This window comes from Rhodococcus qingshengii JCM 15477, from assembly GCF_023221595.1.
GTDB classification, from domain to species: Bacteria; Actinomycetota; Actinomycetes; order Mycobacteriales; family Mycobacteriaceae; genus Rhodococcus_F; species Rhodococcus_F qingshengii.
The window spans coordinates 244,498-264,969 of the sequence record NZ_CP096568.1 but is presented as its reverse complement, the minus strand read 5'-3'; the positions used below and the strand labels follow the sequence as shown (position 1 = coordinate 264,969).

General features: G+C 59.6%; 16 protein-coding genes and 1 pseudogene. 12 read left to right on the top strand and 5 right to left on the bottom strand.

Going from position 1 to position 20,472, the window contains the following annotated elements; translation table 11 throughout:
• Positions 1–217: 217 nt before the first annotated feature.
• The 5 genes from M0639_RS34805 to M0639_RS34785 all read left to right on the top strand — a co-directional run bounded on the left by M0639_RS34805 (position 218) and on the right by M0639_RS34785 (position 6,750).
• Positions 218–673, top strand: coding sequence for a TadE/TadG family type IV pilus assembly protein (locus M0639_RS34805; RefSeq protein ID WP_225989395.1), 456 nt, complete (start codon positions 218–220; stop codon positions 671–673).
• Positions 670–1,125, top strand: coding sequence for a pilus assembly protein TadG-related protein (locus tag M0639_RS34800; RefSeq protein WP_064075543.1), 456 nt, complete (start codon positions 670–672; stop codon positions 1,123–1,125). Before M0639_RS34805 ends, M0639_RS34800 begins: the two co-directional genes overlap by 4 nt.
• Before the next feature lie 94 nt (positions 1,126–1,219).
• On the top strand, positions 1,220–5,017 hold the full coding sequence (locus M0639_RS34795; protein ID WP_064075544.1) for a LysM peptidoglycan-binding domain-containing protein: 3,798 nt from the start codon (positions 1,220–1,222) through the stop codon (positions 5,015–5,017).
• Positions 5,018–5,135: 118 nt separating this feature from the next.
• A complete protein-coding gene (locus M0639_RS34790; RefSeq protein ID WP_064075545.1) occupies positions 5,136–5,759 on the top strand; it encodes a hypothetical protein in 624 nt (207 codons plus the stop codon).
• Between the two features lie 481 nt (positions 5,760–6,240).
• On the top strand, positions 6,241–6,750 hold the full coding sequence (locus M0639_RS34785; protein WP_156525105.1) for a hypothetical protein: 510 nt from the start codon (positions 6,241–6,243) through the stop codon (positions 6,748–6,750).
• A gap of 111 nt (positions 6,751–6,861) precedes the next feature.
• On the opposite strand, the gene M0639_RS34780 is transcribed toward M0639_RS34785, so the two are convergent.
• The 3 genes and pseudogenes from M0639_RS34780 to M0639_RS34775 form a co-directional block, all read right to left on the bottom strand.
• Positions 6,862–7,191, bottom strand: coding sequence for a DUF559 domain-containing protein (locus tag M0639_RS34780; RefSeq protein WP_064075529.1), 330 nt, complete (start codon positions 7,189–7,191; stop codon positions 6,862–6,864).
• A 96-nt stretch (positions 7,192–7,287) separates the two neighbouring features.
• Positions 7,288–9,159: pseudogene (locus tag M0639_RS35355) on the bottom strand (zinc-ribbon domain-containing protein); the annotation flags it as partial.
• 57 nt (positions 9,160–9,216) lie between these two features.
• Complete coding sequence (locus M0639_RS34775) at positions 9,217–9,888, bottom strand: hypothetical protein (protein WP_064075528.1); 672 nt, start codon at positions 9,886–9,888, stop codon at positions 9,217–9,219.
• Positions 9,889–10,044: 156 nt separating this feature from the next.
• Here M0639_RS34775 and M0639_RS34770 point away from each other — a divergent pair, with 156 nt between their 5' ends.
• From M0639_RS34770 to M0639_RS34740, 7 genes are all read left to right on the top strand, one after another.
• Positions 10,045–10,233 carry a hypothetical protein gene (locus M0639_RS34770; RefSeq protein ID WP_054801088.1) on the top strand — a complete coding sequence of 63 codons (189 nt, stop codon included), beginning with the start codon at positions 10,045–10,047 and terminating at the stop codon, positions 10,231–10,233.
• A gap of 738 nt (positions 10,234–10,971) precedes the next feature.
• Positions 10,972–12,015, top strand: coding sequence for a type IV toxin-antitoxin system AbiEi family antitoxin domain-containing protein (locus M0639_RS34765; protein ID WP_064075527.1), 1,044 nt, complete (start codon positions 10,972–10,974; stop codon positions 12,013–12,015).
• Positions 12,012–12,914: a nucleotidyl transferase AbiEii/AbiGii toxin family protein gene (locus M0639_RS34760; RefSeq protein ID WP_064075526.1), complete on the top strand. Its 903-nt coding sequence runs from the start codon at positions 12,012–12,014 to the stop codon at positions 12,912–12,914. Before M0639_RS34765 ends, M0639_RS34760 begins: the two co-directional genes overlap by 4 nt.
• Positions 12,915–13,722: 808 nt before the next feature.
• Positions 13,723–14,106, top strand: coding sequence for a hypothetical protein (locus M0639_RS34755; protein WP_156525098.1), 384 nt, complete (start codon positions 13,723–13,725; stop codon positions 14,104–14,106).
• Positions 14,107–14,310: 204 nt separating this feature from the next.
• Complete coding sequence (locus M0639_RS34750) at positions 14,311–15,405, top strand: hypothetical protein (protein WP_064075524.1); 1,095 nt, start codon at positions 14,311–14,313, stop codon at positions 15,403–15,405.
• 170 nt (positions 15,406–15,575) lie between these two features.
• Positions 15,576–16,229, top strand: a complete 654-nt coding sequence (locus M0639_RS34745) for a zinc-ribbon domain-containing protein (RefSeq protein WP_064075523.1) — start codon at positions 15,576–15,578, stop codon at positions 16,227–16,229.
• 29 nt (positions 16,230–16,258) lie between these two features.
• Positions 16,259–16,678 (top strand): hypothetical protein, encoded by a 420-nt coding sequence (locus M0639_RS34740; protein WP_156525097.1) that lies wholly within the window; start codon positions 16,259–16,261, stop codon positions 16,676–16,678.
• A 426-nt stretch (positions 16,679–17,104) separates the two neighbouring features.
• Here the strand turns inward: M0639_RS34740 and M0639_RS34735 are convergent, their stop codons facing one another.
• Positions 17,105–19,516, bottom strand: a complete 2,412-nt coding sequence (locus M0639_RS34735) for a cutinase family protein (protein ID WP_197486219.1) — start codon at positions 19,514–19,516, stop codon at positions 17,105–17,107.
• 265 nt (positions 19,517–19,781) lie between these two features.
• Positions 19,782–20,390, bottom strand: a complete 609-nt coding sequence (locus M0639_RS34730; protein ID WP_064075520.1) for a hypothetical protein — start codon at positions 20,388–20,390, stop codon at positions 19,782–19,784.
• Positions 20,391–20,472 lie beyond the last annotated feature (82 nt).

The following is a 20,472-nucleotide window of genomic DNA, read 5'->3' as shown; positions in this document are numbered from 1 at the left end:
CCTTCTACTTCTTCATCCAAGACCCAACGATCATTTTGCAATTCGGAAGCCCGTTGATCCCATGAACACGACATCTCCGACGAGCGGAGAAACCTATGACGAGAACACGCAGAAACCGGCTCCTCACGGCCGCGGCCCTCGCGCTCTTTCTCCTAGTCCTTGGGGTAACGACCGGATTCGACCCCGACATCCTCTTCCTCTACCGACCCATACCGTATTGAGCGCACTGACCAACCTGCGCAGACGAATACACGCCAACGACCGCGGCGCCGAAACCCTCGAGCTCGTCATCATGACGCCCGTAGTCCTGCTGCTGATCGCGGTCATCATCGTTGGCGGGATGGTCACCATGGCCCACCAAAAAGTGGAACACGCCGCAGCCGAAGCATCTCGATCAGCTTCCCTCGCCAGGACCATCTCTCAAGCTTCAACCAGCGCGAAGGAAGCGGCGACCTCAGATCTCGCGGCGAAGGGACTCGACTGCGTCAACCTCTCGATCAGCACAGACACCAGCGGATTTCGTACCCGCCCCGGCGTGACAGCGACAGTGCGAACCACCGTGACGTGCGACGTCTCCCTCGACTCCCTCGGACTCTTCGGGATCAGTGGAGTACGCACCATCCAGCACACAAGCTCCTCGCCGATTGACACCTACCGAGAGAGAGTCCGATGAACAACCTCATCGCGAAGCTCCGCAAGCCGGAAGACGATCGAGGATCGATCGTGCTCTGGACAGTGATTATTGCCTTCGGGCTGCTGCTTTGCCTCGGCCTCGTCGTCGACGGAGGTGGAAAACTCCATGCCAAACAACAAGCCCAGCTGGTAGCAGAAGAAGCCGCACGCGCTGCTGGCCAAGCTGTCATCACCCCCCTCGCCGCCCGCGGTACGGCTGTGATCGTCAACCCTGCAACTGCCATGAGCGAAGCACAAAAGTACTTGGCCGCAACCGACATCAAGGGTGTAGTCGTCCCAACCGGGCCCAACACCCTCCTGATCACCACAACAGCTCACTACACGCCGAAAGTCCTCGGGCTCATAGGTATAGGCGAACAAACGGTCGTCGGAACAGCGCACGTGAACCTCAACCGCACCAACACGGGCGCCGGAGCGATCGGCGCCCCATGAGCGAACTCGGGATCCGGACCCACAACACCGCTCATCAGAGCCTCGAAGGTGCAACTTCTTCAATTATTTTCCGTACGAGCGAGAGGACCCCGACGTGAATGTCGCCGCAGCCCGCCTCAAAGGCCTGCTCTACCTCATCGCCCTCCTCGCGCTCACTGCCGGAATCCCGTTCGCGCTCTACACATTCGCCGGAAACCCCCTCGCCGGCGTTACCAGCCTGACCTTCGACGCAATCAAAGAAGCACTCACCACCCAAGACGACGGAACGCTCTTCCTCTCTGCACTGACAATCATCGGTTGGATCGCCTGGGCCACCTTCGCCTACTCGATCATCATCGAACTCGCTGCAGCGCTTCGCGGTGTCAAAGTCAGACGCATCAAAGGACTTCAATTCCAACAGCACTCGGCAGCGATACTCGTCAGTGGCGCACTCCTACTGATCACCGCTGGCACAGCAACAGCCACCCCCGCGGCCGACATCCTTGGCCCCAACCACGCTTCACCGACCTCGATCAGCGCACCCGCGTTCTTCGACGACGCTCAAACCCAGTCCCCGCAACAGAGCGCCCCTTCCTGGACGAAAACCCCAGCGCAGACACCAGCCGGGACAACCATCGTCACCGAATCCGGCGACACACTATGGGGCCTCGCCGAGCGTCATCTCGGAGACGGAACACGCTATCCGGAAATACAGTCACTCAACCAGAACGCAATCCCAGACGAAGCCTGGATCGACGCAGGCATCACACTGACATTGCCCGCCGCCCCCGAGAAGCAACTCCACGGCGCCTACACGGTCAGGGCAGGGGACACACTGTGGGACCTCGCCGAAACGTATCTGGGTGACGGCTCCCGCTACCCCCAAATTCACGGCGCCACCGGACCACTGACCACCGACGTGATCCAAATCGGCCAACAGCTCTTTCTGACGCCCGCCGCCACCGGTGCAGAAGTAGCTCCACCCGCACCATCGCCCAACTCTGCTGCAGAAACGCCAGCGGCGGAATCATCCGCACCCGCTCCAGAGATTGCACCCGAACCTGTCCCTGAGCCCGCACCACAACCAGCACCCGAGTTGGTGCCGGACGTCGCGGTGTCTCCCACTGCCGCGGCTCCGGAGGCTCCTACTGAGGCAGCTCCGGAAACTCCGGAGGTGCCCGTTTCGTCTGCTCCGTCCGAGGTAGCGGGGGAGCAGTCGCCGTTGGTGGTTCCGGATGTTCCGGAGTTGCAGGAAATGGTGCCCGGTGGCGATGAGATGGCTCAGGCTGAAGCGCGCGCTGCGGAGGAAGCTGCCGCGCGGATCTTCGGTATCGAGATCCCAGGTGCTCCCGCTGCAGAGGCGGCGGAGCCTTCGGTGGCTGAAGCGCCGGCGACAGAGCCTGCCCCCCAACCTGCTCCGCCGGTATCTGTTGAGGTACCCGCCCCCAGCGAGGCTCCTGCTGCCGCCCCAGCGCCAGCACCGGCCCTCGACGAGAACTCAGCCCTCGCCTCAGCCCCCATCGCTCCGGGTGCCCCCGACTCGACCATTTCTCAATCCGAGCAGCTCAACACACCGGAAATCGCACCAGAACCTACGCCAGAACCAACACCAGAGACTGGCGCACAACAGGCCACACCCGCAGACACCCAAGACTCTGAAACGCTCGTCCCTCTAAATACCACCGCCACACAACTGCCGGAAAACGCAGCAGCAACCACGGCCCTCACCTCGACCGACAACGCCCAGGACAGCAAAACCGTCATGGGACTGTCCGCACTCGCCGGCATCGCTCTTCTCGCCGGCGTTGGGCTCTTCCGTCGACGCCAGCAGAATCGCAGGCGCCGTGGTGAACGCATTCCAATGCCCAAGGAGTCGACAGCACTCGTCGAGCAGCAGATTCGTGAGAACGCGGACCCTTCCCTCCTCGCACTCCTCGACAACGCACTCCGCGACGTCGCTGACATCTGCCGTACCAACTCCATCCCGCTACCCGCACTTCTCGGAGTCTTCCTTCACGACCGCAGCATCGAACTCGCGCTCGTAGACGACATTGAACTACCCGCCCCATGGCAACGCGACACCGAGACATCGGCCTGGACCATCACCGCCGACGACGAACTCGACCCCCCACTCACCACCGTCAGCCCCTACCCGGCCCTGGTGGAAATCGGCGAAATCGAAGGCGGATCCAGACTCCTCCTCAACCTCGAACAGCTTTCCCACCTCGGAATCGCAGCCCCCACAGCAGAGGCCCGCGACATCATCCGAGCGCTCGCAGTGTTCCTCGCTTTCTCCCCGCTCGGCGACAACCTCAAACTCACCCTTGTTGGCACAGGCGAAGCTCTCGCGCGCCCGAACACCGACGGATCAGCACTGATCGAATACGCCTCAACCGCCGACGCAGTCCTCGAACGGCTCGCCCGACACACACGGACCGACGCACAAGCCCTCTCGGACAACGGAATCGACGACATCGCGCAGGCACGCATCGAATACACAGACAGCGCTATCACCAATCCCGAAATCATCCTGCTCTCCGAGCCGCTGACACCCGCACAACGCGAAATCTTCGACAACATCCTCGCCAACGCGCCACGAGTCGCGTTCGCCGCGGTCACCGCTGCAGACGACCCCACAGCAGACTGGACACTGACCACCAGAACCGACGGATCCGCCACACTGCGCCGCCCAGGCAGACCCGCCTTCGACCTCACACCCGCACGCATCTCCGAAGCAGAATTCGACGCAATCATCGACGTCCTCGAAACAGCAGACGCCGACCCCATCGCCGACGCCGCTTCCCAGAACGACCCATGGACAGCAGAAACCTTCGACGACCGCATCGCAGAAGCAACATCGGTCGACGACCTCCTACCCCACCAGGCACCGACCGTCCATTTCCTCGCAACAGAACCGAACTTCGACACCGCAACAACCGAATTCGACGACGACGAAGCCGACACCGAACCCCTCACCTACCTCAACCCCGCCGACGAATCATCGATCAACAACACACCAGCCACCGCAGAGAACACACCACCCTTCGCGATGGCGATCGCGCCGACACCAGACAACGCACTCTCCGTCGACGAACACATCTGGATCCACATCCTCGGGACCCCACGCGTGACAGCACTCAACGAAGGATCCGACGTCGGCCGACGACCTCACCTCACCGAACTCGCAGCCCTCATCGCCACCCACCCACACCCCGGAATCCGCGGACCCCAAGTAGACGAAAAGATCTGGCCCAAACAGACATACGCAAACCTCAGCCTCTCCGAACAAACCACAAAACGCACCGCCCGCCGAAACACCGCCTTCACCAGACTCCGCAACTTCCTCGGCGAAACCGCCACCGGAGACCTCGCATTCCCCAAGGTCTTCGACAACACCGGAAACACCCCATACCGCCTCGACGACACCGTCCACACCGACTGGGACATCTGGAACAACCTCATCGGAGGCCACCCCGCCACCGCCGACCACAACGAACTGACCACAGCCGTCGCCCTCGTGGAAGGAACCCCATTCACCACGAAAAAAGCGCCCGCACGATACGGCTGGGCAGAAGAACTGCGCCAGAACATGATCTCCGAACTCACCGACGCCATTGAAGAACTCTCAGCACGTCACCTACAAGAAGGCGACACGCGCATCGCACTCGAACTCGCCCAGAAAGGCCTCGACGTCGACGAATACCACGAGGGACTCTGGCGACTCGCGATCATCGCAACCCACGGCAGCGACGACATCACAGCTACACAGGGCCTCATCGACGCACTGCTCACCAAACTCGCAGAACTCGACGTCGACCCCAACGAGCAGACATCTGAACTACTCCAGATACTCGACGACTTCCACGACACCGCCGGCGAACGCCCGTACCGAATCGCCCAGAGAGCATCCTGATGCGAACCAACAGACCCAGGGAGCCCAATAACTTGACATGCGAGAGTGTGACCTCCAGCCGATACGCTCCGAACAACACCGATAGGGCTCCCGAACCGGAAGCCCCGAAGGGGGAACCATGACCCACAACATCTTCCGTAAGACGGCAGCTTTGACGTTTGGACTCGTCACAGCCACCGCCATTGTCGCCGCATGCGGAACGGACGGCGACACTTACGATCCCGCTCCCACGTCAACACAACAGCCGGTCCTGACGGGCCCGGAGGGTTCGCTCAAGTCACCAGAACAACAGGCAACAGAAGCCGCGACAGCGAAGATCAACGAGTTCTACGCAGTTCTCGCAAGCATCCAGAATGATCCAGCAGTTGATATCAATAGACTGGATGGAGTCGCGGTCGACCCGGTGTTGGCGGGCATCAAAGGGGATATCACGACACAGCGATCGAAGGGTGTCGTGAGTTCGGGTGCGATCACAGTCCTAGATACTTCGGTGACGAGACAGGAAGCACCAAAGGATGCAGAGGGTAACCCCATTGCTGGTGAGGCTTTCGTGGAGATGCGAACATGCGTAGATATCTCGGCATTGAGTTCGACTCTGCCTGATGGGACGAGCGCGTTAAGTCCGAATCGCGCTCCGGAACTCGCGAAGTTCACCGTCAGAAACGCAGCATGGCCGGACGCGAGTGGTTGGCGCATTGCAAGTCAACCAACGAAGCCAGGTACGTCCTGTGACTCGCCGTAAATTCACGAAACACTCTACGAATCTCGAACTTTCAGCCGAATTAGGAGGTGTTCAGTTGAGCATATCAAGAGCTTTCCGTCGCTCCTCAGCGGCGATGTTCAGTATCGCTGCTTGCATGAGCATGATGCTCGTAACTCAGTCATCGGCCTATGCGGCTCCAGGTGATTCGTGGGGCGGTGGCGGGGTTGGAGGTAACACGGTTACCGCAGGTGCTGGCTACATCTCGGTCCCCTCAGGTGGAGGTGTTTCAGGAGCGTCCCCCGGGATGCAAACAGGTGGTGGCGGAGCGGGTGGCGGCGGCGCTGGCGGAGGAGGCGGTGGTGGTGGAGCAGGAGCGAGTGGCGGCGGTGCCGCTCCCGCAAATAGCGGCCCTCCCGTACTGCAACGCAACAGCTGCAGCAACCTCCGAAACAACTGCGCCCCAGCGCCTGCTGCACCAGGAATTGATCTCCCTCCGACCCCGGTGTCTCTTGCGGAGGTGATGAACGTCGTCTCATCTGCGGTCTCGGCGTTGCAGGTTGAGCCGATCGACATCGGAATCACGCCTGAGCCGACAAACACGGGAGAAAAAGTCGGTTTGGTTGGTTTCAATAGCTGGCTATGGGTGAACAACCCTTCGGAGCGGACCACCGGCCCGATTAACCGTACGGTTACTACTGGAGTTATTACAGTCAACCTGAATGCGGTGAACACAGGACTTGCAGTCAATTACGGAGATGGGTTACCGACTATCCCGCCGGTGTGCCCGGTCAATTCAATTCCGTATACCGATGTGGCGATGGATCTGCCGAGTCCGACCTGTAATCACTTCTTAGGCAAGTCTTCTCAGGGCCAGCCCGGTGGGGTTTTCCGTCCGTCGGTCAGCTCGATTTGGGTGGTGTCGTGGTCGGCGATTACCCCTACGGCGAGCTTCGGCGGAACTATTCCGATCACTCCGACCGCTACCACTGAGGTTCGTGTTGGAGAAATGCAGGTGTTGATCACAAAGTGACAGGTTCGAACTGAGTCTCCGCGAGCAAGGCTTGAAAGCTCCCTGAACGAACCCGATCGGGTTCGTTCAGGGAGCTTCCTTTTGCGCGGATGAAGGACTGCCGCAGGGGAATTACTTGTCGGACAACGCGCTGTGCGCGTGGTCGATTTCCTTGAAAGCAGTCGGAATGAGGGATCGGAGTAGGACGCAGATCCGTTCGGCGACGACGTGAGCGGGCTCGTTGGGTCCACACTCGATGAATGGGACATCAAGCAGCGGAAGTCTTTCCTGTCGGGAACCGCGTTCACGGATTCGCACAACGGTCCACCCCATATCTTCGAGTAGGCGGGATTTTCTCGTGTCGCTGTCGAACTTTTCTTTGTGCCAGTACCAGCCGTCGTACTCGACGACGAGGCCCAGTTCGGGTGCGACAAAGTCGATCGGTATCGGGCAGCCGTCCACGCGACGTGGTCCGTCGTAGTCGTAGACCTTAAGTAGTGCGGCGATTTGTGTGCAGACTTCGCTTTCGCGTCGGGAGGTTCCTGCGTTGCATCGGGGGCATCCAGCTCCTCCGTAAGCGCGGTTGGAGATTGTCGCTTTCCATGCGTGGTTCTTGTCGCATGTCCACCACGCTTTCGTTCCGCTTCCCGCTGAATATTCCGTTGGGGGAGCGGTGTTTCGGGTGGGGTGCCATTCCGCCGCGAGGACCGGTCTTGTTGTTGTGAGGTCGTTGAATCCGGCAAGAACTTTGTAGCCGGAGCAGATGGGGCATGAGCTCCCCGAGCTACGCCACTGAACAGCTGCTTTCCACAGATGTTGGTGGGCAGTGCATGACCATAATGCTTCGTGGTCGCTTCCGAAGGTCACAGATTCTGGTGAGCGTGTGTTGTCGGGGTGCCATTCAGGAATCAGGTGTGGGTGGGTGGTAGCGAGGTCGTTGAATCCCTGAAGTACTCGACGATTCGAGCAGTACGGGCAGTCTTGACCGATAGATCGTGACTCCGGGGGTGCTTGCCATTCGTGGCCTTCGTTGCATTGCCACCAGATTTTCTTTTTGCTTCCGATCGTTACTTCTGTCGGTTTCACGGTGTTTCGGGTCGGATGCCATTGGCTGGCCAGCTGTGGCATCACTGTTGCGAGGTCGTTGTATCCTGTGAGCACTGTTCGGTTAGTACAGACGGGGCATCCATAGCCGCCGCCGCTGCGATTGATAATTGTTGATTGCCATTCATGGCCGGAACTGCAGGCCCACCAAACCTTTTTGCCGCTGCCGGATGTGAAGTCGGTTGGGGTGAGTGGGTTTCGGGTGGAATGCCATTCTCGGGCGAGGTCGGGACGTGTTGTTTGTAGGTCGTTGAATCTAGGGAGTACGGCTTTCCCTGCGCAGAATGGGCAGCCCGTGCCCTTCTTCGTTCTGCTGTTGACGGCCGCGCGCCATTCGTGTCCGATTTCGCACTGCCACCAGGCTTGCTGGGGGGTTCCGTTGCCGACTTGTGAGGGGGTCGTGGTGTTTTTCGTAGGGTGCCATTGGGACGCGATCAGCGGGCTTCGTGCGGCTAGGTCGTTGAAGCCGGCGAGCACTTGCCATCCGCCACAAACGGGGCATTTGGATCCCCTGCTGCGTCGCTCAACCGTTGCCTTCCACTCGTGTCCGAGTTTGCACAGCCACCAGGCGGCCTTGTTGCTACCTGTTCCTACCTTGGTGGGGGCGGTGTCGTTGAGGGTTGGGTGCCACTGGGCTGCGAGGAGCGGGTCTTGAGAAGCGAGGTCGTTGATCCCTACCTGAACTACTTTGTTGGTGCATACAGGGCACCCAGTCCCTCCTGATCTGCTGGAGACAGCCGCTTCCCATGAATGTGATAGCTCGCATAGCCACCACACCTTCTTGTGGCTGCTGCGCGTGACCTCTTCGGGCCCTAGTGAATTGCGGCTGGAATCCCATTGCGCAACGAGTTCAGGGCTGGCTGTCGCGAGGTCATTGACACCGGGGATGAGTCGGCGTCCGCTGCAGAACGGGCACCCTGTCCCTCCGGACGTGCGGTTTGAAATGGTCGCTTCCCACTCGTGTCCCTTCGTGCACATCCACCACGCCTTCTTCGCTGAGAAGGCCGAGACTTCAGACGGTTCGTTCGAGTTCTTGTTGGGATGCCACTGATCCGCAATGTTCGGATATTTCGTCGCTAGATCTGTTTCACCGGGTATCGCCCGTGATCGCCCGCAGAATGGACACCAGGTTCCTTCCTTGTCAGTTCGCGCCGCGACTTTGCTTTGGAAAGAATGGTTTCGCGCGCATAACCACCACGCTCGAAACTGACTGTGCACACTGAACTCTGAGGCGCGGCGCTCATTGCGTTCGGTATCCCATTGCGCGGCGATCTCCGGTCGGAGTGTGGCGAGATCGGTTTCTCCGGGAACTACGCGAACTGTCATGTGCGGATCCTTGCGTAGAGGTACGACAGAATTTGGCTTAGTCAGGGCAGGTGCTGCTTATCTCGTGCAGTTGGAGATGGCCAAATCCGGTTCCACCCAATCTGTTTCGGTCTCGATCGCCAGCGGTTCGCCGTAGATGTCGAGATGCCGGAGGTCGTGGTAGAGGTCCCAGCAAAAGTTCGGTTCATCGTGATGGGTGAGGTGTTGGTGCGCTGCCCAGGCGATGATGTTGGCCATTTGAGTGCCGGCGGAGATTTCTGGGGGCGTGGCGGTTTCGATGATTCGGTGCAGGTCGAATTTTGGTGGTGGAGGCAGTTCTGTTGTGGTGAAAAGGATCCCGAACGCGCTGTCGCCTTCGAGGCGGGTGTTGATTTGTCGGAGGAGTGCGGTGTGGAGTGCGTCTTGCTCGGTTCTGTGGCTTTCGGGGGTGGTTCGGGTGTAGACGCTGCCGATGCGGATGTTCTGGTTGCTGATGGTGTGGAGTGCGTTTGAGAGTGCGCGTTGGCGGCGGTGTTTCACGACTGAGCTTTCAGGTTGCACAGATCGAAGGATTTCGGTGTCGACCGGAATTCGATGGCGGTGGGTGACGTGTGCGCGAGTTGCGTCCCAGTCTTGTGCGACATGGGGCCAGTCGTCGGGAGTAGCTTCCAGCCATGCGATTGTGACGAATCCGCTGGCAGATGTTCCGTGTTGACCAACATGGATCAGGCTGGGTGAGGTGAGCGACATCGTTGTTGGCCTTGTCTGTGTGGGGAATTGAGTTTCGAGGGTACGCCTATCGACGTGGCATGGCAACTAATGTGGCCTAGCGGTGTGGCTTAGTAGTAGGGTTGCAAGCAACCTTGGTTGGCCAACCGAGTGTCTATAGTCGGCTACTATTGCGACATGGATCGTTTAGATCGCGCTGTCTCCGACTTCGATTCCGCGATGGCACGGGCGGAAGAAGCGCGGGTCGAATTGCACGCCGCGATCCTTAATGCCTTGAACGAGGGCGTAATTCAGGCCGAGATCGTCCGCCGAACTGGCTACACGCGCGAAACAATCCGCAGGCTGGCTCGCGCAGCCGGTAAATGAATGGCTCAGTGCTGCCGGTGCCGGCGTTCTGCTTTGTATGTGGCGATTCGTGCTGCGTTGGATAGTGGTGTGCGGCAGTCGGATTTGGTGAGGCGGACTGGTTATTCGCGTGAGTATTTTGCGGCGGATTGCGCGTGAGGTGGATGGGGAGTAGGGGGTCATTTCGGCTGGGTGGTGGTTCGGTCGAGGTGGGTGAGCATGGTGGTGAGCATTTCGTGTAGTGCGTCGTGTTCGGTGAGTGCTGTTGTTTTGGTGTCGCTGTCGTCGAGTGTGGTGATGAGGTTGCGGCGGGTGGTGATCGAGGTAATGAGTTCTTTGAGGCGACTGCGGGTGAGTGCTGTTGTGATGGCGGGGAGCCAGGTTGGTGTGGTTGCACGGAGTGTTTATCGGTAGGCGTTGACGATGGGGTCGGCGTTGCCTTTGTTGGTGTAGATGGTGTGTAGGGCTTCGAGGTCGTCGGGGTTGAGGACGGCGGTGTGTTCGATTCGTCGTGTCATGGTTGTGTGCCTTCCGGTGTGGGGGTGTGGGGTAGTTAATGCGGATGTTGTGGGGGCGGCAAGGACGGATTGCACGCGGTCGGGCGTGTCGTGTGGCGGTGACTCGCCAGGGCGAGGGTTGGGTGAGTGGTTCGGTACGGTTCTGGTGATGTGACAGTTCTCCGTAGTGTGCTGCAAAAATTACACTCCAAGAAGTAACTTTTGCAGATCAATAGAAATTTACGCTGATATAGTGGTGCGTATGTCCAGCGATTCCCGGATCCTCGACCTTGCTGACCTGTCGTCGGAGCAGTGGGGTCTGTTCACCATGGCGCAAGCAAAGGGCCTGGGTTTCTCCGCGCAGCAGATTGCTCGCATGGCTAAGGCTGGAATGGTGGAGCGGATCCGCCATGGTGTCTATCGGGTCGGTGGGGCGCCGAGTGTTCCGTCCGAGCGGCTGCGGGCTGCGTGGATGATGATCGAGCCCGGTGTGACTGCTGGTGAGAGGCTACGCGAGGGGTCTCCGGCTGTTGTGACGCACAGGTCTGCTGCGTGGCTTCACGGGCTTGGTGACGTGGATGCGGATGTGATGGAGTTCGCGACGTCGAAGCGGCGGCAGTCTCGTCTGTCCGATGTTCGGTACCGCGTTGCGTCCTATGAGAGGGATGAGTGGACACTCGAGGATGGGCTGCCGGTTACGACGGTGCTGATGACGATCGTCGATCTCGCTTCTGGGCATCTGGATGGTGGGCATCTGGCGGGGATCGTTCGTGATGCTGTTGTCGCTAATCGTGTGGATTCGGAGAGTGTGAGTGAGGCGCTGCGGCCGTTTGCGCATATGTACGGGGTTCGTCTGGGCGATGGCGAAGCTCTTCTGAGTCGCTTCCTGGAGGAAGCTGGGATTCCTCAGTCCACACGTGCGCTGGGCCAGCGTCTGGCTGGTCAAGGAGTGCTTGATCTCCCGAACTCCGCGTTCGTGGATCTTCCGGCGCTGCAAAGCCTTCGAGATACGGTGGCTCTGATGAATTCTCCGGCGCTGCAAAGTTTTCGGGATTCGCTGGCGCTGGTCAATTCTCCGGCGATGCACAGTGTTCGGGATGCGGAGGGGTGGATCCATTCTCCTGTCATGCAGAGCTTTCGGGATGCTGCGCTGGTCAATTCTGAGGCGATGCAAAGTATTTGGGATGCGGCGGCTCTGATGAATTCTCCGGCGATGCAGAGTCTTCGGGATGCGGCAGCTGCTGTGGATCTGCCGGTGGTGGAGGCTGCTCGGAAGATCGCCGACAGCCAGCGGCGCGCGCAGTGACGCGAAGTCGAGGAGCTGCGGCGTTCAAGCGGTCGCTGACGGACCGGCTGAAGAAGGAGTCCCAAATTCGAGGTCGCCCGTTCGAGCATCTGCGGCGGGAGTTCTATCTCCAGCGGTTCCTGGCGCGGATCTTCTCGCAGCCGGAGGGGCGTTGGTTGCTCAAAGGTGGGGCGTCGTTGTTGGTGCGGCTCCCAGATGCACGGTACAGCCAGGATATCGACCTTCTGCATACTGCAGCGGGCCTGAAGGAGGCAGTCGAAGATCTGCGGGAGGCGGCAGATCTGAGTGAACTTGATCCACTTAGCTTCGTGATACGCGATGAGCCTGTCGCGATGACTGGTGGCGTCGATGGCGCGAAACTGAAGGTTGAGGTCTATTACGACGCGCTGTACCTCTTCAGTTTTCCGATAGACCTTTCCACTGAGCTTGTTGCGGTCGGTGACGTCGATTACCAGTCCCCGAGACCGATTGTGGTCATGGAGGGTTTGGCTGCGATGCCGGAGTTCGCGTTGTATCCGTTGCCGGCGCAGATCGCCGACAAGGTGTGTGCAATGTATGGGCGGTACGGGCGGGATGGAGGTCCGTCGACGCGGTATCACGATCTGGTGGATCTGGTACTGATCATTTCTGCGTGGCGTTTCCCGGCGGATGTGTTGGCGCGTGGTCTATCTCAGGAGTCTGAACGTCGTGGATTGGTGCTGCCGGCCGCTATGTCGGTGCCTTCGGTGGGGTGGTCTGCCGGTTACGAAGCGATCGCTCGGACGGTCTCAGGGTTGCCTGGTGGGGTGTTGACTCTGGATTCGGCGTTGGTGGTTGCAGGGCGCTGTCTTGATCCGATTTTGTCGAATCAGGTTGTCCTCGGGTTTTGGGACCCGGATGCCGGTAGGTGGGGTGGATAGTGTTGTGCGGGACTTGGTGTCGGTGGGATGCAACTGTGTGAGTGTTTGTGATGGGTTGCTCCTGAGGTGAATGGGCTTGCTGCCCGAATGCTCCGAATGTCTCAGCGTGCATCGGGATGCGTGGATCGCGCTGGATGACGATCGTTCCGTCCCTGTGCGGAAGAACTTCGACGCTGGGCGGGGACATGTGATGCAGGTGTTGTGGGGGCGGCAAGGACGGTGTGCGCGCGGTCGCGCGTGTCTCGTCGTGTCGGTTGGGGTTGGTGGGAGTAGTGAATCTGGTTGTGGTGTGGTCCGCAACGTGATCTGTGGATAGCCGTGTTTCGCTGGGGATAACTTTGCGCGTTTCCTGGTCGGAGCTTTTCAGGGAATCGGGTCTCTTATAATTTTCGGTAGCGAGAAATGGCTGGTTTCGTTCGAACTGCGGTGTCGTGCAGGCGCCTTGTGTGATCGTATGGAATGGGTGCGGATAGAATTTTCGGTATTCGTTGAAGTTCTTCCGGACTGTCGGTTTCTGGATTTATTTCGGACCTGTTGGTCTTTCTCGCTTTTGACTACATGGTCGGTTTTTCGCCATGTTGTTGCAGGTCAGTAGCGGAAGCTGGACCAGATTGAAAGCGGAAGCTGGACCAGATTGAAAGCGGAAGCTGGACCAGATTGAAGCTTCTACCGCAGTTAATCCGATGTGCGGTTTCTGTGGCCCCCTTTCCGGTGTCTTCATGCATACTGGGTTTTGTTGTCCGATTGTTTCTCTCTGTCGGGTATTCGTTCCGTCCATTCTTGGACCAGTAATTGGGGGTTTTGCACCATGGTTTTTGCAACAGTTTCCGCTCAGTCGATCGTGGAGGAGATGGATGCCGCTTCTAGAGGCCCCCAGGAGGCTTTCGGTTACATCGCGTTAGCGTCGGTGTTTGCGTTCGTGGTTGTGGTGTTGGGTGTGCGGGCGGTGGCTCAGGAGATTCACCGGCGAGGCGGGTATGGCGTGTCGGTGGGGTCAGTCGTTGCGCCTGCGGTGGTGTCGGGGGGTGCGTTGGTGGGTGCGTTGGTTTTCGGGTTCCGGGCGTTCGATCGTGTTGATACGGGGCTGTCGATCCTCGATGCGGCGTTGTCGCTTTTGTTTGTGGTGTGCTTGATTGTTGCGCTCGGGCTGGGGATCTTTGTGTCGACGAAGGCTGTGAAGGCGCTGGCGTGAGGCGGACGGCGGGTGAGTGGCGCCGAACGCTGCTGGCCGGTGGTCGTCGACGGTGAATGGGTTCGATTTCAAGGAAGAATTAACGACGGGGCAGTGATGGGTAAGGCGAAGAGCAAGCGGAAAGCTGTTGTGCGACAGGCCCCTCTGAGGCATTCGCCTGGCGATGATCTCCGGCATGGACTTGCAGTTCGGCAACGAGCGGATATGGCGTTGTCGACTGGTGAGTTGAAGCCGTCGCAGATGCCGTTGTTGTTGGATGCGTTCGACGAGGCGGCGACGCCGGTTGTGAAGTATCTGGAGCCGTGGGGTCTCGTGGTGTGGGAGTTGCGGAGTTTCCGCGCCTCGGGAGTTGTCGGTCCGATGTTGAAGTGGTGGACCGACCTACACGGTCAACCAGCCGCTGTGTTGGCTGCGGATCCCGAGCGGTACTTCATGTTGGGTGGCACTCAGAAGTCGTACTACGGCGCGGCCGATGAGGAGGACATGATTGTCATGTACTGCGGCTATCGGTGCACGAGCCGAGCGACTTTGGATCGGCACGCCTATTTTGCGTCCGAGGAAATGACGGCGCTGATTTTGGCGGGAAGCGAGGGTTCAGCGGATGTCGGTGTGACGCTCGCTGATCTGCCCTCACCATCCGGTGTCGCCTATTTGACGCAAGCGGTGGGCGGATTGGTGCTGCTGTGGAACACCATCGACGATCTGCTATCGGTTCAAGTGGTGCCGATTACGGGTGCTCAGGACTTCATCGTCAACCAGGGGGAGAAGAAGGTTGGGTGGGGATACAGGTTTGGCGAGCACAAGTACCTACCGATGCCGTTTGCCGAGGCGCAGCTGAGTCTACCTGAGAGTGATTCTCCGCCAACCCTTCAGAACGTCGGCGGGTACACCCCAGGGATGCCCGACGATGCGCCGGATTGGTCTCGTAAGGGGATCTATCAGGGGTGGACTTCCGAGCAGATCCTGGCAGTGTTCCTCTCGTTCACACACATGCTTCGCCAGAGCGCGCTGGTGGATTCGTCGACAATTCGGACTGCTAAGTCGTCGTTGAGTGGGCGACGTCGCAAGCCGGGGCTGGTGACGTACTTGTCGTACCGATCTCGTGGGGGATCCCGTGCAACTGCGGGCGAGGACGGGTCCCCGTCGCGGGTGTACTCGCACAGGTGGACTGTTCGAGGCCATTGGAAGCGGCAGTGGTATCCGAGCGAGCAGCGGCATCACCCGATTTGGATCTCGACGTACATCGCGGGGCCGGAAGGTGCGCCGATCAAGACGTCGGACAAGGTGACTTTGCTTTGACAGGCGATCGCTGTTGAGACCGCAGCAGGAGCCGGGTAATCGCCGCTGCTCGCTGTGTCGTGACCTGTGAAAGAGGTGTGCGGGGCTATGACCCGAAATCTCATCTCATCGCGCGATTGGGTTAGGGGCGTTGGTTGCGGTGGCAGAGTGCGAGGGTTCGAAGGGGGAGTATGCGTATCAAGGACAATCATCCGGAACTGTTTCGGCAGTTGCACCCGGCACGAAATGTGGGGCTTGATCCTGGGTCGGTGACGAATTCGTCCCACACGATGTTGTGGTGGCTGTGCCCGGCCGGCCACGAATGGTTGGAGACACCGTTTCAGCGGACATCGCACATGGGGTGGAAGAACGGCGACCGCTACGCCTGTCTGTATTGCGTTGCTCCCGGGTGCGTGGTGAACAGTTGTGGTCATCGAAAGTTTCGGGGCAGTAAGAACGCGTTCTTCCGTGTGCTCGCGCATCCCTGTGACAAATGTGAGATCACCGAGCACGCACGTCTGATCCTCGATGCGCAGGCTGATGCTGGTCCTGCCGCGGTGAAAGTTCTCGAGGACAGCCCATTGTATGCGCTGTTCTGTAGCAGGGGATCCGAGGTCGTGGAGTGGTGGGAGCAGGCATTTCCGCTGTTCGAAGCCTATTTCGTTCGGGAGCTGTACGACCCTGAAACTCTCGAAGCGGACACCCTCGGCGACGCCACCACAGGGCCCGAGACTTGCGAAGCCGTACTCCGCGAGCTCGACCTCGTTGACACCGCACTCAAGGCAACCGACGCCGCCTACAGGCGCGTCCTTGACGAAGCCAGCCGTCTCTACTTGAAAGACTGACTGCCAGGACATCATTGGAGGATCTGCGCTTGACCGACACGCGAGTACACCTCACAGAGCCCATACCTGGGCTTCCCATCTACTTGACCTTCGCGGAGATCAAGCATCTACCAGACCTCACCGCGATATTCCGACAGGCCACCGAAGAAGTTGCACAGGGTACAGATCCCGAGACCATCGCCACGCGCATCAAAAGGAAGGCCAGATTCGCCAACTCCCTCTTCGAACAGGCGATGAACTATCGATACATCACCCAGACGGGAGACTCGTTCAGCTTGATTTCCGCAAGTCAGCCCGGATGGATCAACATCACCGTTCATCCCCACAACGCGGGGGAACTGAGAGTGATCAACAACTTCTTGAACGCCCACGATGAGCTCTACGACGCGAATGCCCTGGACACAGAGACCAATCGCCCCCATTCTTCTGGTGTCTTCAATAATGGATGAGACCTTCGAATGCAGGCGCACGACTAAGAGAGTCCTCGTTGTCCCCCTACATCGGATCGGTTCATTGGAAGATCTGCCCGACTGGTGAATGAACGCATGCGGTGCCGAAATTGTCTGCCCCGCCAAGTAACCTTCACGATGCGACGAGAAGTAGGTCGCCACATTGACCAGACCGAAGCGAAAGCCAAAGTCCTGACCTGCAGCATCCCTTGCAGGTCAGTCACATGTGGCGACCTGATCTCATTCAGTATGACGATTCAGAGCTACCGCGAAACCACCCGTGATAAGCCTGCGCAGCTCCCGCGCAATCATCCCAGTGCGACATGTCGAGACGCGCCCATCTGACCTCCGAAAACTACTGCAGTCCAAGCAGCCCCTGCCATAGCAAGGGTCTGCTTGGACGGATCCGGAGAGCGCAACTACTGGTTAGCTTCCGAAGGGACTTCCCGAGCTGGTCGAACCGGAGCTTCCGGCAGTGTTCGAGCCGCCGTCGTTATCGCCGGGGTTTCCCTCACCGCCACCTCCACCACTGTTGGATTCAGCAGCTGAGATGCCAATTATTTGCGGCCCGGAAGCTTGCGTATCGGACACGAGCACGTTGACCTCGAGGTGGTCTCCTCCGTCCGTCTCGAGGATGATCCGATGATCGCCGTCGTGGGCGTCGGATGGAACATGGAAGGAAACCACTGCGGAACCTTGATCGTCAGTGGTGAATTCGCCGACCAGGACGGGATCGGACGCCATGAGTGCCCTTCCGGCGGTGTTCTTCTTCATCCAGTTCGCGCTGACGACAACTTCTTGACCTCGTGAGAGTGTCGTGTTTGCCGTCGGGGAGTTGCCGGCCCCGGTCCATCCGAGCTGTTGCTCGAGGACCAAGGCTGCACACTGGCGCACCGGTATGGACTTTCCGGTGATCCGGCAGTAGTCACTCGCTTGTGCGTACGAGGTATGAATGTCGACACCCCACTTCCGGCTACCGGCCATAGCCAACGGGTTGGGGTTGCAGACGGCGTCCCCGGCGATGCAGAACGAACTCAGGACCTTGGGATGGGCGTTGACGAATGGCGTCACGTCGACGTGAGCTTCGCCCATCGCCGGGTTGAGGTTCACAGATCCACCCGGCGCCGTGTCGAGTGCGCTTCCGATGTTTCCGGGAGTGCTCGGGATTCGGTTCGGGTCACCGAACAGGATGACCGCATTCAGATTGTTCAACCGCTCCGGCGCGGTCTGCTGTGTTTGAACGAGGAACTTGTTGATTACGTTGGCGCCCTGGGAATATCCGGAGAGGATGATCGGTGTATTTGCGCCCTCGCACTTTCTGCTCACGACGGTGTATAGAAAGTCGAGTTTCCGGACGCCCGCATTCACCGAATCGCGGTACTCGTAGAAGTTGTATTCGGAGTTCCACAATTCGACAGGTATGGCTGGGTAGGAGAGGCCGAGTTGGTTTATCTGTCCGGGGTGTCGTGCGTCGAGTGCCTTGTACGCTGAGTCGACAGGCCAGCCCATTCCGTTGTCGGTGTAACCGACCGGATATGCGTACTCGTCCTCCCGGTTCGAAGACCGGGGGCTTTCCCCTGATCCACGGATGCCGATGAAGAACGGCTTGCCGCAGTCGTAGGTGCCGAGAGCGGGAAGGTACTGGTCCCACACCGAGGTGAAGCTGAACTTCACATCAACCGGGATGTTGCTGCCCACGGTGGTGCCGTTTCCGAGTTGGCCGTAGTCGTTCCAACCCCAGCATTTGGTCACCATGTTCGGCATGGCGGCGCACACGTGCGCTACGCCAGCCGATATGGCATAGGCGTCGCTGACGCCTATCACTTTCGATTCACCAAGTCGCATGTCCTCGACGTTGTAGAAGCGGGTGTCGGTGGTGCCGTCTCCTCGGAAAGCGGGCATGGAGCTGACACAGGTCACTTCACCGGTGGTGAGCAGGGCACACTGATGGGCTCCCATCGAAGGGGAAGCGCTGGCTTTGGCGCCGATGTTCAGTCGGGTGGTCGTGCCGCTGCCGTAGATATTTCTCGGGGACCAGCATGTGACGGCACCGGAAAAGAGCACCGCGCAATCTTGGCTGCCGCCGCCGTTGAGATCGAGTGAGCTGACGTCGGAGACCGACGGCGTGTAGTCCTTGACCCTCGGTTGTCCCATTCCCTGGTTGGGGCCGTCTGGATAGATGGTCCACAACCTGCAGCGGACGGTCCGATCGCTGCGCAGTGCGCACACTTCGGAGGCGTTGACGGCGACGTTGACAGCGGAGCCGAGGTCCATGGGTGCAGGTTCGCTGCTGAACCAACCGTCTGAGGTTCCGTAGCTCCTGCCTTCCGAAATAAACGAACCCCAGCAGGAGAGCGCGCCGGAGACCGAGACTGCGCAGATACCGGCGGGGCCGGCTGCGATCTGCACGATCCCCTCCAACCCCGTGATTGTCGTCGGCGATTCGTACACGAGGCGTTCTCCGTTGGGGAGATAGTTCATTTCACCCCAGCACGTGACGGTTCGGTCGGCCAGGAGTGCACACGTGAATGTCAGCCCGGAAGCGAGCTGGCGTGCATTCTCCACGCCGTCGATCCTGACGGCCGTGGGGTGGACTTGTTGGTTTCCGTCTTCAGGATTCGGCACACCGAGGACCATCCCCCAGCACTGAACATTGCCGTCTTGGACGATCTGGCAGGTGTGGTAGCCCCCGGCTGACATGGTGCCCGCGCCGGTCTGCGGTTGGCCGACCGCAGGTTGCGCGGTAGCTGCACCCGCGGAAAGGGTCAGGACCTGTGCAAGCGACATCACGAGGGCAGCCGCAAACAACAATGTCCACAGGCGGAGGAATCTGCTCACGGATTGGTTGCTGTTGGCACGCCCGAAGAGTGGGAGGTTCATCCGAGTACCACTATGAGGCGCAGAAGCAGGGGGATCTCGGCTTCGATACGCATTATCGGTAGGGGCACTGTGGAAGTCACGTGTTCTCCTCGGGAATGAGAGTTGGCAGCGTATTCGCTCGGGGGAAAGTCTGATTGAGCGACGACACCACCGACATGTTGTGTATCGGAAGTTGCGTGCGTGGGACCGGTAAACCGGAATCCGGGTGGATTACAGGTATAGGTCAGCTGCCGAACATATTGCCGAGACTTCCTGCGCCGCCAGCGCTTCCACTGCTCCCCTCACCACCACTGTCGTTGTCGTCGTCAGGGTTGGGAACGGTAGCACCGATTTGGAAGCTGCGGAGGTGGTAGACGAATTCGTAGGGTTCAGCTGGGTCGACGCAGCCGGTGAGCACGGAGTATGTGTCGTCGGTCAAGCTCGGCAGCGCGACGGTGTATGGGCTGGTGGCCGTGGTGAAGGAAGCGAGCGGGGGGTCGAATGTCGGTGGGGTGGTGGTGACAACGGTCGGGTACACCACGTTGGAGAGGTCACTGATACCGGGAAGGCTCGGGGCGCTGCCGGGGTTGGTAGCGAATTGGTCGAGAGTCTCCTGCAGCGCAGCAGCATCAACGGTGCCGCGCGTGACGATCGGAGTCGAGCACATCGCACCGCCGGTAGCTGTGGCAGTGATGGTCGCTTCGTGTCCGGTGACGGTCGCGGTCAGGAGGGGGGAGTTGCCGGCCACGGTGTAATGCGGTGTTGGGTCGGCGTGTGCAGTAACCGGGGCGAGGAGCAGTCCGGCTGCGAGTGCGCCGCTTACTGCGAGGCCGATCTTGGTACGCAGTGTCATGACACTTCCCTTTCCATGGTGCGCTTTTCTAAGCGCGGTTGTTGATATGGATGTGGTGGCATAGCGATGTGGCGGAGTTCAG

Excerpts from the sequence above, each read along its gene's own strand:
- M0639_RS34745 (WP_064075523.1), top strand. The coding sequence starts at position 15,576 with ATGCGTATCAAGGACAATCATCCGGAACTGTTTCGGCAGTTGCACCCG.
- M0639_RS34730 (WP_064075520.1), bottom strand. The coding sequence starts at position 20,390 with ATGACACTGCGTACCAAGATCGGCCTCGCAGTAAGCGGCGCACTCGCA.
- M0639_RS34750 (WP_064075524.1), top strand. The coding sequence starts at position 14,311 with ATGGCGTTGTCGACTGGTGAGTTGAAGCCGTCGCAGATGCCGTTGTTG.
- M0639_RS34755 (WP_156525098.1), top strand. The coding sequence starts at position 13,723 with ATGGTTTTTGCAACAGTTTCCGCTCAGTCGATCGTGGAGGAGATGGAT.
- M0639_RS34800 (WP_064075543.1), top strand. The coding sequence starts at position 670 with ATGAACAACCTCATCGCGAAGCTCCGCAAGCCGGAAGACGATCGAGGA.
- M0639_RS34770 (WP_054801088.1), top strand. The coding sequence starts at position 10,045 with ATGGATCGTTTAGATCGCGCTGTCTCCGACTTCGATTCCGCGATGGCA.
- M0639_RS34765 (WP_064075527.1), top strand. The coding sequence starts at position 10,972 with ATGTCCAGCGATTCCCGGATCCTCGACCTTGCTGACCTGTCGTCGGAG.
- M0639_RS34775 (WP_064075528.1), bottom strand. The coding sequence starts at position 9,888 with ATGTCGCTCACCTCACCCAGCCTGATCCATGTTGGTCAACACGGAACA.
- M0639_RS34785 (WP_156525105.1), top strand. The coding sequence starts at position 6,241 with ATGAACGTCGTCTCATCTGCGGTCTCGGCGTTGCAGGTTGAGCCGATC.
- M0639_RS34790 (WP_064075545.1), top strand. The coding sequence starts at position 5,136 with ATGACCCACAACATCTTCCGTAAGACGGCAGCTTTGACGTTTGGACTC.